Annotated in this window: 15 protein-coding genes, 1 pseudogene and 1 other annotated feature; of the genes and pseudogenes, 14 read left to right on the top strand and 2 right to left on the bottom strand. The window is 49.3% G+C overall.

Going from position 1 to position 14539, the window contains the following annotated elements; translation table 11 throughout:
- Nucleotides 1-4 precede the first annotated feature (4 nt).
- Nucleotides 5-1034: pseudogene (locus tag C4F37_RS09755) on the bottom strand (ShET2/EspL2 family type III secretion system effector toxin).
- A gap of 522 nt (nt 1035-1556) precedes the next feature.
- Here C4F37_RS09755 and thrS point away from each other — a divergent pair.
- From thrS to selO, 14 genes are all read left to right on the top strand, one after another.
- Entirely contained in the window at nt 1557-3485 is a 1929-nt protein-coding gene (gene thrS, locus C4F37_RS09750; protein WP_001144202.1) for a threonine--tRNA ligase, read from the top strand.
- A gap of 3 nt (nt 3486-3488) precedes the next feature.
- Entirely contained in the window at nt 3489-4031 is a 543-nt protein-coding gene (gene infC / locus C4F37_RS09745) for a translation initiation factor IF-3 (protein ID WP_001700733.1), read from the top strand.
- Between the two features lie 96 nt (nt 4032-4127).
- Nucleotides 4128-4325, top strand: coding sequence for a 50S ribosomal protein L35 (gene rpmI, locus C4F37_RS09740; RefSeq protein ID WP_001124225.1), 198 nt, complete (start codon nt 4128-4130; stop codon nt 4323-4325).
- Nucleotides 4326-4377: 52 nt separating this feature from the next.
- Nucleotides 4378-4734 carry a 50S ribosomal protein L20 gene (rplT, locus tag C4F37_RS09735; protein WP_000124850.1) on the top strand — a complete coding sequence of 119 codons (357 nt, stop codon included), beginning with the start codon at nt 4378-4380 and terminating at the stop codon, nt 4732-4734.
- 116 nt (nt 4735-4850) lie between these two features.
- Nucleotides 4851-4975: a sequence feature (Phe leader region), on the top strand.
- Complete coding sequence (gene pheM / locus C4F37_RS09730; RefSeq protein WP_001386830.1) at nt 4857-4901, top strand: pheST operon leader peptide PheM; 45 nt, start codon at nt 4857-4859, stop codon at nt 4899-4901. It overlaps the preceding feature by 45 nt.
- A 209-nt stretch (nt 4976-5184) precedes the next feature.
- Nucleotides 5185-6168 carry a phenylalanine--tRNA ligase subunit alpha gene (pheS, locus tag C4F37_RS09725; protein WP_001538809.1) on the top strand — a complete coding sequence of 328 codons (984 nt, stop codon included), beginning with the start codon at nt 5185-5187 and terminating at the stop codon, nt 6166-6168.
- A gap of 14 nt (nt 6169-6182) precedes the next feature.
- Nucleotides 6183-8570, top strand: coding sequence for a phenylalanine--tRNA ligase subunit beta (gene pheT / locus C4F37_RS09720; protein WP_000672319.1), 2388 nt, complete (start codon nt 6183-6185; stop codon nt 8568-8570).
- A gap of 4 nt (nt 8571-8574) precedes the next feature.
- Nucleotides 8575-8874: an integration host factor subunit alpha gene (gene ihfA, locus C4F37_RS09715; RefSeq protein WP_001229265.1), complete on the top strand. Its 300-nt coding sequence runs from the start codon at nt 8575-8577 to the stop codon at nt 8872-8874.
- Nucleotides 8875-8974: 100 nt separating this feature from the next.
- The gene (gene btuC / locus C4F37_RS09710) at nt 8975-9955 is read left to right on the top strand and encodes a vitamin B12 ABC transporter permease BtuC (RefSeq protein WP_000956502.1); all 981 of its coding nucleotides are present in this window, start codon (nt 8975-8977) and stop codon (nt 9953-9955) included.
- Nucleotides 9956-10016: 61 nt separating this feature from the next.
- Complete coding sequence (btuE, locus tag C4F37_RS09705) at nt 10017-10568, top strand: bifunctional thioredoxin/glutathione peroxidase (protein WP_001154199.1); 552 nt, start codon at nt 10017-10019, stop codon at nt 10566-10568.
- A complete protein-coding gene (btuD, locus tag C4F37_RS09700; RefSeq protein WP_000029464.1) occupies nt 10568-11317 on the top strand; it encodes a vitamin B12 ABC transporter ATP-binding protein BtuD in 750 nt (249 codons plus the stop codon). The genes btuE and btuD overlap by 1 nt, the downstream gene beginning before the upstream one ends.
- Nucleotides 11318-11394: 77 nt before the next feature.
- The gene (locus C4F37_RS09695; RefSeq protein WP_001209785.1) at nt 11395-11859 is read left to right on the top strand and encodes a C40 family peptidase; all 465 of its coding nucleotides are present in this window, start codon (nt 11395-11397) and stop codon (nt 11857-11859) included.
- Between the two features lie 246 nt (nt 11860-12105).
- Nucleotides 12106-12819 (top strand): anti-FlhDC factor, encoded by a 714-nt coding sequence (gene ydiV, locus C4F37_RS09690; RefSeq protein ID WP_001298229.1) that lies wholly within the window; start codon nt 12106-12108, stop codon nt 12817-12819.
- A gap of 62 nt (nt 12820-12881) precedes the next feature.
- Nucleotides 12882-14318: a protein adenylyltransferase SelO gene (gene selO / locus C4F37_RS09685; RefSeq protein WP_001538808.1), complete on the top strand. Its 1437-nt coding sequence runs from the start codon at nt 12882-12884 to the stop codon at nt 14316-14318.
- A gap of 3 nt (nt 14319-14321) precedes the next feature.
- On the opposite strand, the gene hemP is transcribed toward selO, so the two are convergent.
- Complete coding sequence (hemP, locus tag C4F37_RS09680) at nt 14322-14513, bottom strand: hemin uptake protein HemP (protein ID WP_001313872.1); 192 nt, start codon at nt 14511-14513, stop codon at nt 14322-14324.
- Between the last annotated feature and the right edge of the window lie 26 nt (nt 14514-14539).

Genomic DNA, 14539 nt, shown 5'->3' with positions numbered 1-14539 from the left:
CGGGTTATAAATACGTCTTTAGTTCATCAGCACTAAAACTCAGGCTTTGGCTGATTACGTTTATAGCAGCATAATATGTTTCTACAGTTTTATGATGATTATGATGAATGGCTATATGAACAGCTGACATGTTGTCATGATTTTTAGCGGCCAACAGTGTAAATAACTGACGTTGGCTAAAAGAATATTTTTTTCAAAAGTACCCAACGTTGATATATAAGATAACACGACATCTTTACTTACTGACAAAGTATGATTGTCTATATATAAAATCGCGGACATATGACTGACATTGTTTGCCATCATTCGACAGAAGAAAATATCTAAAGCAAAGCCAAAATCCTGACTCGCGATAACGCGACTCCTTGCAAGAGGATGGCGAAGTAATGCTCTGAATTCCGCGTCCCGGACTAAGGGAACATGCTGCTGTATGGATTCAACAGAGGAGTAATGTTTAATCAGGTTGACTTTGCCTTTTCCATTTCGCAATGAATCAAGGGCGTATTGTAATGACGGATGGCGACAAAAAATAGTGTCAGAAGGAGATTGCGAAAAAATGCACTATCATTGAGATTTACTGTTGGCTGTATGGTTTTTTCTCTATGAATTTTTTTGGACAGTTTCATGCAATGGTTACGTTTTTCGGCAGTTAACTGTTCCTGTTCAATATAATCCAGTATGCTTCGCAAATGGTTAGCTTTAATAGGCGTGGTTTCCAGGAATAAGGAAATGATTTCTTTTTTATAGTGTAATGTAATGAGTGTATTTTCTGCATGGATGGGTGAAGTGGCAAAGTTAATGATAAAAAGGGCAGTGGAATAACAATTTTGTGAAATTTTTCGACAGCTTGCGGTAAATTCCTGAGTAACACAGTATGACAGCATCGAACTTAAATAAGAGGTATCAAGTAGGGTGATGAGCTGGCGCGCAAATTGATTAATAGGCTCTGATGAAGGCGTTAGTATGTCGCTATCGATGTGCATTCTAAGAGGAGACTTATAATGAGTTCCGATAATGATATCGTTTTTACTCATAATCTATTCGCCTTATATATGTCTGGAGATTTTGAGGATGATGATTGATTATTATCGCCAGAACGAAATGCGCACGAAAAATTGCTATAAGAATTATGTCACTTTTATCATTGCGATATGACTACTTCGTCATTAATCTCATGATCGTTTAAATACTACCGCCAAATCACGCAACGAACTTTGCTGGATTCAGTTTATGCTGCTGTAAATCCGCTCGTAGTAAACCTTTCAGACACTCTGTGATGTTATCAGTGGTTCTTTAAGCGTTTTGCTGGTGTACTCACTACAAACGAATTGCGAATCGAATCAATGTGAAACGGAAAGGTACAATCTCCCTTTTTTTAGTGTTAACATCGTTCAACCGGGTGGAAGGTGAGAGGTTAATGTCTTTCATTTGTGTACCTGATTGCGAACCAATTTAGCATTTGTTGGCTAGATGGTTTCGCAATGAACTGTTAATAAACAAATTTTTCTTTGTATGTGATCTTTCGTGTGGGTCACCACTGCAAATAAGGATATAAAATGCCTGTTATAACTCTTCCTGATGGCAGCCAACGCCATTACGACCACGCTGTAAGCCCCATGGATGTTGCGCTGGACATTGGTCCAGGTCTGGCGAAAGCCTGTATCGCAGGGCGCGTTAATGGCGAACTGGTTGATGCTTGCGATCTGATTGAAAACGACGCACAACTGTCGATCATTACCGCCAAAGACGAAGAAGGTCTGGAGATCATTCGTCACTCCTGTGCGCACCTGTTAGGGCACGCGATTAAACAACTTTGGCCGCATACCAAAATGGCAATCGGCCCGGTTATTGACAACGGTTTTTATTACGACGTTGATCTTGACCGCACGTTAACCCAGGAAGATGTCGAAGCACTCGAGAAGCGGATGCATGAGCTTGCTGAGAAAAACTACGACGTCATTAAGAAGAAAGTCAGCTGGCATGAAGCGCGTGAAACTTTCGCCAACCGTGGGGAGAGCTACAAAGTCTCCATTCTTGACGAAAACATCGCCCATGATGACAAGCCAGGTCTGTACTTCCATGAAGAATATGTCGATATGTGCCGCGGTCCGCACGTACCGAACATGCGTTTCTGCCATCATTTCAAACTAATGAAAACGGCAGGGGCTTACTGGCGTGGCGACAGCAATAACAAAATGTTGCAACGTATTTACGGTACGGCGTGGGCAGACAAAAAAGCGCTTAACGCTTACCTGCAACGCCTGGAAGAAGCCGCGAAACGCGACCACCGTAAAATCGGTAAACAGCTCGACCTGTACCATATGCAGGAAGAAGCGCCGGGTATGGTATTCTGGCACAACGACGGCTGGACCATCTTCCGTGAACTGGAAGTGTTTGTTCGTTCTAAACTGAAAGAGTACCAGTATCAGGAAGTTAAAGGTCCGTTCATGATGGACCGTGTCCTGTGGGAAAAAACCGGTCACTGGGACAACTACAAAGATGCAATGTTCACCACGTCTTCTGAGAACCGTGAATACTGCATTAAGCCGATGAACTGCCCGGGGCACGTACAAATTTTCAACCAGGGGCTGAAGTCTTATCGCGATCTGCCGCTGCGTATGGCCGAGTTTGGTAGCTGCCACCGTAACGAGCCGTCAGGTTCGCTGCATGGCCTGATGCGCGTGCGTGGTTTTACCCAGGATGACGCGCATATTTTCTGTACTGAAGAACAAATTCGCGATGAAGTTAACGGATGTATCCGTTTAGTCTATGATATGTACAGCACTTTTGGCTTCGAGAAGATCGTCGTCAAACTCTCCACTCGTCCTGAAAAACGTATTGGCAGCGACGAAATGTGGGATCGTGCTGAGGCGGACCTGGCGGTTGCGCTGGAAGAAAACAACATCCCGTTTGAATATCAACTGGGTGAAGGCGCTTTCTACGGTCCGAAAATTGAATTTACCCTGTATGACTGCCTCGATCGTGCATGGCAGTGCGGTACAGTACAGCTGGACTTCTCTTTGCCTTCTCGTCTGAGCGCTTCTTATGTAGGCGAAGACAATGAACGTAAAGTACCGGTAATGATTCACCGCGCAATTCTGGGGTCGATGGAACGTTTCATCGGTATCCTGACCGAAGAATTTGCTGGTTTCTTCCCGACTTGGCTTGCGCCAGTTCAGGTTGTTATCATGAATATTACCGATTCTCAGTCTGAATACGTTAACGAACTGACGCAAAAACTATCAAATGCGGGCATTCGTGTTAAAGCAGACTTGAGAAATGAGAAGATTGGCTTTAAAATCCGCGAGCACACTTTGCGTCGCGTCCCATATATGCTGGTCTGTGGTGATAAAGAGGTGGAATCAGGCAAAGTTGCCGTTCGCACCCGCCGTGGTAAAGACCTGGGAAGCATGGACGTAAATGAAGTGATCGAGAAGCTGCAACAAGAGATTCGCAGCCGCAGTCTTAAACAATTGGAGGAATAAGGTATTAAAGGCGGAAAACGAGTTCAAACGGCGCGCCCTAACCGTATCAATGGCGAAATTCGCGCCCAGGAAGTTCGCTTAACAGGTCTGGAAGGCGAGCAGCTTGGTATTGTGAGTCTGAGAGAAGCTCTGGAGAAAGCAGAAGAAGCCGGAGTAGACTTAGTCGAGATCAGCCCTAACGCCGAGCCGCCGGTTTGTCGTATAATGGATTACGGCAAATTCCTCTATGAAAAGAGCAAGTCTTCTAAGGAACAGAAGAAAAAGCAAAAAGTTATCCAGGTTAAGGAAATTAAATTCCGTCCTGGTACAGATGAAGGCGACTATCAGGTAAAACTCCGCAGCCTGATTCGCTTTCTCGAAGAGGGTGATAAAGCCAAAATCACGCTGCGTTTCCGCGGTCGTGAGATGGCGCACCAGCAAATCGGTATGGAAGTGCTTAATCGCGTGAAAGACGATTTGCAAGAACTGGCAGTGGTCGAATCCTTCCCAACGAAGATCGAAGGCCGCCAGATGATCATGGTGCTCGCTCCTAAGAAGAAACAGTAAGGCCTTCAAGTAGCACTGTCTGTGGAGCCTTTGGGCTTCACAGGCATTGTTCGCCTTTGTTTCGTTTATTAACAATGCGAAGTGGAAGTTATTAAAATGCCAAAAATTAAGACCGTACGCGGTGCTGCTAAGCGCTTCAAAAAAACCGGTAAAGGTGGTTTTAAGCACAAGCACGCTAACCTGCGTCACATTCTGACCAAAAAAGCGACCAAACGTAAACGTCACCTGCGTCCGAAAGCCATGGTTTCCAAAGGCGATCTGGGCCTGGTAATCGCGTGCCTGCCGTACGCATAAGCCGTTAACGTTTTTAACTTTTTAATTAGAATATAGATACAGGAGAGCACATATGGCTCGCGTAAAACGTGGTGTTATTGCACGCGCACGTCACAAGAAAATTTTGAAACAAGCTAAAGGCTACTACGGTGCGCGTTCTCGCGTATACCGCGTTGCCTTCCAGGCTGTTATCAAAGCTGGTCAGTATGCTTACCGCGACCGTCGTCAACGTAAGCGTCAGTTCCGTCAACTGTGGATTGCGCGTATCAACGCAGCAGCACGTCAGAACGGTATTTCTTACAGCAAATTCATCAATGGCCTGAAAAAAGCCTCTGTTGAAATCGACCGTAAGATCCTGGCTGATATCGCAGTATTCGACAAAGTAGCGTTCACCGCTCTGGTTGAAAAAGCGAAAGCAGCTCTGGCATAAGCCAGTTGAAAGAGGGAGCTAGTCTCCCTCTTTTCGTTTCAACGCCATCAAAACATTGACTTTTATCGCCGTAGCCTTTTCAATAAAGGTCTTTTGAAGAGTACCAAAAGGTAACGCAAGCAATGAATGCTGCTATTTTCCGCTTCTTTTTTTACTTTAGCACCTGACTCCAGGAGGCTAGCGCGTGAGAAGAGAAACGGAAAACAGCGCCTGAAAGCCTCCCAGTGGAGGCTTTTTTTGTATGCGCGTTTTGAAAAATAAAAAGCCTGTCTCATCAGGCGTAATTGTCGCAGCCAGTCTGGACACGGCCAGCGCGGAGAAACCGGAGCGTACTTAAGTACGTGAGGATTTCGAGCACTGCCCGGGACCAAAATGGCAAGTAAAATAGCCTGATGGGATGGGCTCTAAGTCCAACGAACCAGTGTCACCACTGACACAATGAGGAAAAACATGTCACATCTCGCAGAACTGGTTGCCAGTGCGAAGGCGGCCATTAGCCAGGCGTCAGATGTTGCCGCGTTAGATAATGTGCGCGTCGAATATTTGGGTAAAAAAGGGCACTTAACCCTTCAGATGACGACCCTGCGTGAGCTGCCGCCAGAAGAGCGTCCGGCAGCTGGTGCGGTTATCAACGAAGCGAAAGAGCAGGTTCAGCAGGCGCTGAATGCGCGTAAAGCGGAACTGGAAAGCGCCGCACTGAATGCGCGTCTGGCGGCGGAAACGATTGATGTCTCCCTGCCGGGTCGTCGCATTGAAAACGGTGGGCTGCATCCGGTGACCCGTACCATCGACCGTATCGAAAGTTTCTTCGGTGAGCTTGGCTTTACCGTGGCAACCGGGCCGGAAATCGAAGACGATTATCATAACTTCGATGCTCTGAACATTCCTGGTCACCACCCGGCGCGCGCTGACCACGACACTTTCTGGTTTGACGCTACCCGCCTGCTGCGTACCCAGACCTCTGGCGTACAGATCCGCACCATGAAAGCCAAGCAGCCACCGATTCGTATCATCGCGCCTGGCCGCGTTTATCGTAACGACTACGACCAGACTCACACGCCGATGTTCCATCAGATGGAAGGTCTGATTGTTGATACCAACATCAGCTTTACCAACCTGAAAGGCACGCTGCACGACTTCCTGCGTAACTTCTTTGAGGAAGATTTGCAGATCCGCTTCCGTCCTTCCTACTTCCCGTTTACCGAACCTTCTGCAGAAGTGGACGTCATGGGGAAAAACGGTAAATGGCTGGAAGTACTGGGCTGCGGGATGGTGCATCCGAACGTGCTGCGTAACGTTGGCATCGACCCGGAAGTTTACTCTGGTTTTGCCTTCGGGATGGGGATGGAGCGTCTGACCATGTTGCGTTACGGCGTCACCGACCTGCGTTCATTCTTCGAAAACGATCTGCGTTTCCTCAAACAGTTTAAATAAGGCAGGAATAGATTATGAAATTCAGTGAACTGTGGTTACGCGAATGGGTGAACCCGGCGATTGATAGCGACGCGCTGGCAAATCAAATCACGATGGCGGGCCTGGAAGTTGATGGTGTAGAACCGGTTGCCGGTAGCTTCCACGGCGTGGTCGTTGGTGAAGTGGTTGAGTGTGCGCAGCATCCGAACGCTGACAAACTGCGTGTGACAAAAGTGAATGTCGGCGGCGATCGCCTGCTGGACATCGTCTGCGGTGCGCCAAACTGCCGTCAGGGCCTGCGTGTGGCGGTAGCGACCATTGGTGCTGTTCTGCCGGGTGATTTCAAAATTAAAGCCGCGAAACTGCGTGGCGAACCGTCTGAAGGGATGCTGTGCTCCTTCTCTGAGCTGGGAATTTCTGACGATCATAACGGCATTATCGAGCTGCCTGCGGATGCGCCGATTGGCACCGACATCCGCGAATACCTGAAACTCGATGACAACACCATCGAAATTAGCGTGACGCCAAACCGTGCCGACTGCTTAGGTATCATTGGTGTTGCGCGCGACGTTGCCGTGTTGAACCAGCTGCCGCTGGTTGAACCGGAAATCGTTCCGGTTGGTGCGACCATCGACGACACGCTGCCGATTGCAGTAGAAGCGCCGGATGCCTGCCCGCGCTATCTTGGCCGTGTGGTAAAAGGCATTAACGTTAAAGCGCCAACTCCGCTGTGGATGAAAGAAAAACTGCGTCGTTGCGGGATCCGTTCTATCGATGCAGTTGTTGACGTCACCAACTATGTGCTGCTCGAACTGGGCCAGCCAATGCACGCTTTCGATAAAGATCGCATTGAAGGCGGCATTGTGGTGCGGATGGCGAAAGAGGGCGAAACGCTGGTGTTGCTCGACGGCACTGAAGCGAAGCTGGATGCTGACACCCTGGTCATCGCCGACCACAACAAGGCGCTGGCGATGGGCGGCATATTTGGTGGCGAACACTCTGGCGTGAATGACGAAACGCAAAACGTTCTGCTGGAATGCGCTTTCTTCAGCCCGCTGTCTATCACCGGTCGTGCTCGTCGTCATGGCCTGCATACTGATGCGTCTCACCGTTATGAGCGTGGCGTTGATCCGGCACTGCAGCACAAAGCGATGGAACGTGCGACCCGTCTGCTGATCGACATCTGCGGTGGTGAAGCGGGTCCGGTAATTGATATCACTAACGAAGCAACGCTGCCGAAGCGTGCAACCATCACTTTACGTCGTAGCAAACTGGATCGCCTGATCGGCCATCATATTGCTGATGAGCAGGTAACAGACATTCTGCGTCGTCTCGGCTGCGAAGTGACCGAAGGCAAAGACGAGTGGCAGGCAGTTGCGCCGAGCTGGCGTTTCGACATGGAGATTGAAGAAGATCTGGTCGAAGAAGTCGCGCGTGTTTACGGCTACAACAACATCCCGGATGAGCCGGTACAGGCAAGCCTGATTATGGGGACTCACCGTGAAGCTGACCTGTCGCTCAAGCGCGTAAAAACGCTGCTCAACGACAAAGGCTATCAGGAAGTGATCACCTACAGCTTCGTTGACCCGAAAGTGCAGCAGATGATCCATCCAGGCGTTGAAGCCTTACTGCTGCCAAGCCCGATCTCTGTTGAAATGTCAGCAATGCGTCTTTCCCTGTGGACCGGCCTGCTGGCAACCGTGGTGTACAACCAGAACCGTCAGCAGAATCGTGTACGCATTTTCGAAAGCGGTCTGCGTTTCGTGCCAGATACTCAGGCACCGTTGGGTATTCGTCAGGATCTGATGTTAGCCGGTGTGATTTGCGGTAACCGTTACGAAGAGCACTGGAACCTGGCAAAAGAGACCGTTGATTTCTATGATTTGAAAGGCGATCTTGAATCCGTTCTCGACCTGACCGGTAAACTGAATGAGGTTGAGTTCCGTGCAGAAGCGAATCCGGCACTGCATCCGGGGCAATCCGCAGCGATTTATCTGAAAGGTGAACGTATTGGTTTTGTTGGGGTTGTTCATCCTGAACTGGAACGTAAACTGGATCTCAACGGTCGCACTCTGGTGTTCGAACTGGAGTGGAACAAGCTCGCAGACCGCGTGGTGCCTCAGGCGCGCGAGATTTCTCGCTTCCCGGCGAACCGTCGTGACATCGCGGTGGTGGTCGCAGAAAACGTTCCCGCAGCGGATATTTTATCCGAATGTAAGAAAGTTGGCGTAAATCAGGTAGTTGGCGTAAACTTATTTGACGTGTACCGCGGTAAGGGTGTTGCGGAGGGGTATAAGAGCCTCGCCATAAGCCTGATCCTGCAAGATACCAGCCGTACACTCGAAGAAGAGGAGATTGCCGCTACCGTCGCCAAATGTGTAGAGGCATTAAAAGAGCGATTCCAGGCATCATTGAGGGATTGAACCTATGGCGCTTACAAAAGCTGAAATGTCAGAATATCTGTTTGATAAGCTTGGGCTTAGCAAGCGGGATGCCAAAGAACTGGTTGAACTGTTTTTCGAAGAGATCCGTCGCGCTCTGGAAAACGGCGAACAGGTGAAACTCTCTGGTTTTGGTAACTTCGATCTGCGTGATAAGAATCAACGCCCGGGACGTAACCCGAAAACGGGCGAGGATATTCCCATTACAGCACGGCGCGTGGTGACCTTCAGACCCGGGCAGAAGTTAAAAAGCCGGGTCGAAAACGCTTCGCCCAAAGACGAGTAATCTGATCTAACTAAAAAGGCCGCTCTGCGGCCTTTTTTCTTTTCACTGTCGAAGAGTCACCGTAAAATCAACGCCATGACACTTCAGCAGAACGGATACCATGCTGACACTTGCCCGCCAACAACAGCGACAAAATATTCGCTGGTTATTATGCTTGTCAGTTTTGATGCTACTGGCGCTTCTCTTAAGCCTTTGCGCCGGTGAACTATGGATTTTGCCAGGTGACTGGTTTTCTCCTCGTGGCGAACTGTTCGTCTGGCAAATTCGCCTGCCACGTACGCTGGCTGTATTGCTGGTTGGTGCGGCGCTGGCTATATCCGGCGCTGTAATGCAGGCGTTGTTTGAAAATCCTCTGGCAGAACCTGGACTACTTGGCGTCTCTAACGGCGCAGGCGTGGGGCTTATCGCCGCGGTATTACTTGGGCAAGGGCAACTCCCCAACTGGGCGCTAGGGCTGTGTGCGATTGCTGGCGCGCTTATCATCACTTTAATACTCTTACGTTTCGCCCGTCGTCATCTTTCGACCAGTCGGTTATTGCTGGCTGGCGTTGCATTAGGGATTATCTGTAGCGCACTAATGACGTGGGCTATCTACTTTTCCACCTCTGTTGATTTACGTCAGCTGATGTACTGGATGATGGGCGGTTTTGGCGGCGTAGACTGGCGGCAAAGCTGGCTGATGCTGGCATTGATCCCGGTGTTGTTGTGGATCTGTTGTCAGTCCAGGCCGATGAATATGTTAGCACTTGGCGAGATCTCGGCGCGGCAACTGGGTTTACCCCTGTGGTTCTGGCGCAATGTGCTGGTGGCAGCGACCGGCTGGATGGTTGGCGTCAGTGTGGCGCTGGCGGGTGCTATCGGCTTTATTGGTCTGGTGATCCCACATATTCTCCGGCTGTGTGGTTTAACCGATCATCGCGTATTACTTCCCGGCTGCGCGCTGGCAGGGGCGAGCGCATTGCTGCTGGCCGATATTGTAGCGCGCCTGGCATTAGCTGCCGCAGAGCTGCCAATTGGCGTGGTCACCGCAACGTTGGGTGCGCCGGTGTTTATCTGGTTATTGTTAAAAGCAGGACGTTAGCCGCAAAACACGGTCTATGATTAAAAGCTAAGATTTTTACTGACCACACCCAGGAGAAACGATGCAAGATTCCATTCTGACGACCGTAGTGAAAGATATTGACGGTAAAGTGACCACGCTGGAGAAGTACGCCGGTAATGTGCTGTTGATTGTCAATGTCGCCTCAAAGTGTGGCTTAACGCCGCAATATGAGCAGTTGGAGAATATTCAGAAAGCCTGGGCTGATCGTGGTTTTGTGGTGCTGGGATTCCCGTGTAACCAGTTTCTGGAGCAAGAACCGGGTAGCGATGAAGAGATTAAAACTTATTGCACCACCACATGGGGGGTGACGTTCCCGATGTTCAGTAAGATTGAAGTTAATGGCGAAGGACGTCATCCGCTGTATCAAAAATTGATTGCCGCAGCGCCGACTGCAGTCGCGCCGGAAGAGAGCGGATTCTATGCCCGAATGGTCAGCAAAGGTCGTGCACCGCTGTACCCTGATGATATTTTATGGAATTTTGAGAAATTTTTAGTTGGCAGGGACGGATTGGTCATCCAGCGTTTTTCCCCGGATATGACGCCGGAAGATCCCATTGTGATGGAAAGCATTAAACTGGCGTTGGCAAAATAATGTCTATTGTGATGCAGTTACAGGATGTTGCGGAATCTACCCGCCTGGGGCCGCTTTCTGGCGAGGTTCGGGCTGGGGAGATCCTGCACCTGGTGGGGCCGAATGGCGCGGGTAAGAGTACCTTACTGGCGCGAATGGCCGGAATGACCAGCGGTAAGGGAAGCATTCAGTTCGCGGGGCAACCACTGGAAGCATGGTCTGCAACAAAGCTCGCGCTGCATCGCGCCTATCTTTCACAACAGCAGACGCCGCCGTTTGCAATGCCGGTCTGGCACTACCTGACACTGCATCAGCACGATAAAACGCGTACCGAACTACTGAATGATGTCGCAGGGGCGCTGGCTCTTGATGACAAACTCGGACGTAGCACCAATCAACTTTCCGGCGGTGAATGGCAACGCGTACGTCTTGCTGCGGTGGTGCTGCAAATCACACCACAAGCCAATCCCGCAGGCCAATTGCTGCTTCTTGATGAGCCGATGAACAGTCTTGATGTTGCGCAACAAAGTGCCTTAGACAAAATTCTGAGCGCGCTGTGTCAGCAAGGACTGGCGATTGTGATGAGCAGTCACGATCTCAACCACACATTGCGTCATGCGCATCGGGCGTGGTTGCTAAAAGGTGGAAAAATGCTGGCCAGTGGACGCAGAGAAGAGGTGCTCACGCCGGCAAATCTGGCGCAGGCCTATGGGATGAATTTTCGCCGTCTGGATATCGAAGGTCACAGAATGCTGATTTCGACCATCTGATTTCATTAGTATCTTGAAAATCGGGTAATTACGACGCTAAATTAATGCAAGAATAAAAAACAGAGGAACCGTACGGAATGCGTTTCTGCCTTATTTTGATCACAGCACTGTTTCTGGCCGGGTGTAGCCACCATAAAGCACCGCCGCCAAATGCCAGACTTTCTGATTCGATTACCGTTATTGCCGGTTTGAACGACCAGCTACAAAGCTGGCATGGCACGCCGTATCGTTATGGTGGCATGACGCGGCGCGGTGTGGACTGTTCGGGATTTGTGGTTGTGACGATGCGCGATCGTTTCGATTTGCAGCTGCCCCGTGAAACCAAACAACAAGCCTCTATTGGCACGCAAATTGATAAAGACGAGTTGCTGCCAGGTGACCTGGTCTTTTTCAAAACGGGTTCCGGACAAAATGGTTTGCATGTAGGTATTTACGATACCAACAACCAATTTATCCACGCCTCTACCAGCAAGGGAGTGATGCGTTCCTCACTTGATAATGTCTATTGGCAGAAAAATTTCTGGCAGGCGAGACGAATCTAGTATGTCGAAAAATGGACGGCGATGATACATCGCCGTCCATTTACTCCTGAATACAGTAGTATTTTGCAGACAAAAATTCCGTAAATGGATTCTTCGTTTATAATCAGGATAATCTAAAAAAAGGCCCCCTGAAAAAGTGGTTAACATGGAACAAATGAAAGTTACTCCTTCTGTAATTGTTATGTCTTATGGCCTCATCCCTTTTAGCCGGATACTGAAAAACATCCTTCGAGAGGGACGGTTACCATGAAGATTTTTTTGGAGAATCTTTATCATTCTGATTGCTATTTCCTGCCGATAAGAGATAACCAGCAAGACCTTGTCGGCGTTGAGTTAATTACCCATTTCTCCAGTGAAGATGGTACGGTTCGTATCCCGACGAGTCGGGTTATAGCGCAACTTACCGAGGAGCAACATTGGCAATTATTTTCTGAACAGTTGGAATTACTAAAATCATGCCAACACTTTTTTATTCAACATAAACTCTTTGCCTGGCTTAATTTAACGCCACACGTGGCTACATTATTATTAGACAGGGATAATTTCGCAGGCGAACTATTAAAATATCCGTTTATTGAACTGTTGATTAATGAGAATTACCCGCATTTCAATGAAGGAAAAGATAATCGCGATCTTTTATCCTTATCGCAAATGTATCCCCTTGTGTTAGGTAATTTGGGAGCAGGTAATAGCACAATGAAAGCGGTTTTTGATGGTCTTTTCACCCGCGTCATGCTGGATAAAAGTTTTATTCAGCAACAAATCACGCATCGTTCCTTCGAACCGTTTATTCGTGCGATCCAGGCGCAAATTTCCCCTTGTTGCAATTGCATCATCGCGGGGGGCATTGATACGCCAGAAATATTGGCACAGATTATCCCCTTTGATTTCCATGCTCTCCAGGGATGCCTGTGGCCTGCGGTTCCTATAAATCAGATAACGACGTTGGTTCAGCGATAACCCTCCTGTTTGCTGGTGTTTAGGACGAGAGTAACCGTCTACACTATCAAACAGGAGGATCTATGACCCTGTCTTTTATTACCCGCTGGTGCGATGAATTGCCAGAAACCTATACAGCACTTTCCCCTACGCCTTTAAATAATGCCCGGCTGATTTGGCATAATACCGAACTCGCTAACACGCTGAGTATTCCATCGTCGCTGTTTAAAAATGGCGCAGGTGTCTGGGGCGGCGAAACCCTACTGCCTGGTATGTCACCACTGGCGCAGGTTTACAGTGGTCATCAGTTCGGCATCTGGGCGGGCCAACTGGGTGATGGGCGCGGCATTTTACTCGGCGAACAACTGCTTGCTGATGGCACTACAATGGACTGGCATCTGAAAGGTGCTGGCCTGACGCCTTATTCGCGAATGGGTGATGGACGGGCGGTTTTACGTTCGACGATACGAGAAAGTCTCGCCAGTGAGGCGATGCATTATCTGGGCATTCCGACGACCCGCGCGTTAAGTATCGTCACCAGCGATTCGCCAGTGTATCGGGAAACGGTGGAGTCAGGCGCGATGCTGATGCGTGTGGCACCAAGTCATCTGCGCTTTGGTCATTTCGAACATTTTTACTATCGCCGCGAGCCGGAAAAGGTTCGTCAGTTAGCTGACTTTGCCATTCGTCATTACTGGTCACATCTTGATGATGAGGAGGACAAATACCGTCTCTGGTTTACCGATGTTGTCGCACGTACCGCCTCGTTAATTGCCCAATGGCAGACGGTCGGCTTTGCTCATGGAGTGATGAATACCGACAACATGTCGCTGCTGGGGCTGACGCTTGATTACGGGCCGTTTGGTTTTCTTGATGATTACGAACCCGGTTTTATTTGTAATCACTCGGATCATCAAGGGCGTTACAGCTTTGATAATCAACCTGCCGTCGCGTTGTGGAATTTACAGCGTCTGGCGCAGACATTGTCGCCATTTGTTGCCGTAGATGGCGTGAATGAGGCCCTGGACAGCTATCAGCAGGTTTTGTTGACGCATTATGGACAACGGATGCGGCAGAAACTGGGCTTCATGACGGAGCAAAAAGAGGATAACGCGCTACTGAATGAATTATTCAGTCTGATGGCGCGAGAGCGCAGCGATTATACCCGCACATTCCGCATGCTGAGTCTGACCGAGCAGCACAGCGCGGCGTCACCGCTACGTGATGAGTTTATTGATCGTGCGGCATTTGATGACTGGTTTGCCCGTTATCGGGGGCGTTTGCAACAAGACGAGATTACCGATAGTGAGCGTCAGCAACTGATGCAAAGCGTTAACCCGGCTCTGGTGTTGCGCAACTGGTTGGCGCAACGGGCGATTGAAGCGGCAGAAAAGGATGATATGACGGAATTGCACCGCCTGCATGAGGCGTTGCGAAATCCTTTCAGCGACAGAGATGATGACTATGTCAGTCGTCCACCCGACTGGGGTAAACGGCTGGAAGTCAGCTGCTCGAGTTAAAGGCTACTTGGTCAACAGCAGCTTGCCAGCCTGAGTTTTACGGAGCAGATATTCTTGCCCGTCATGATCGATAATCAGTTTGCCATCCGGACCTAACAGTGTCTGGCTGGTAATTCGCCGGATGGGCTGCGGGGAAGCGGTCTTGTGACTGGCATCCGTTTCAGGCGTGAGTTTTCTGCTATCCGTATAACGCATAAAAATTAATAATAACTTATATAACA

It is taken from the genome of Escherichia sp. R1, from assembly GCF_003000935.1.
GTDB lineage: Bacteria > Pseudomonadota > Gammaproteobacteria > Enterobacterales > Enterobacteriaceae > Escherichia > Escherichia coli.
This window is presented reverse-complemented; position numbering and strand designations above follow the sequence as displayed.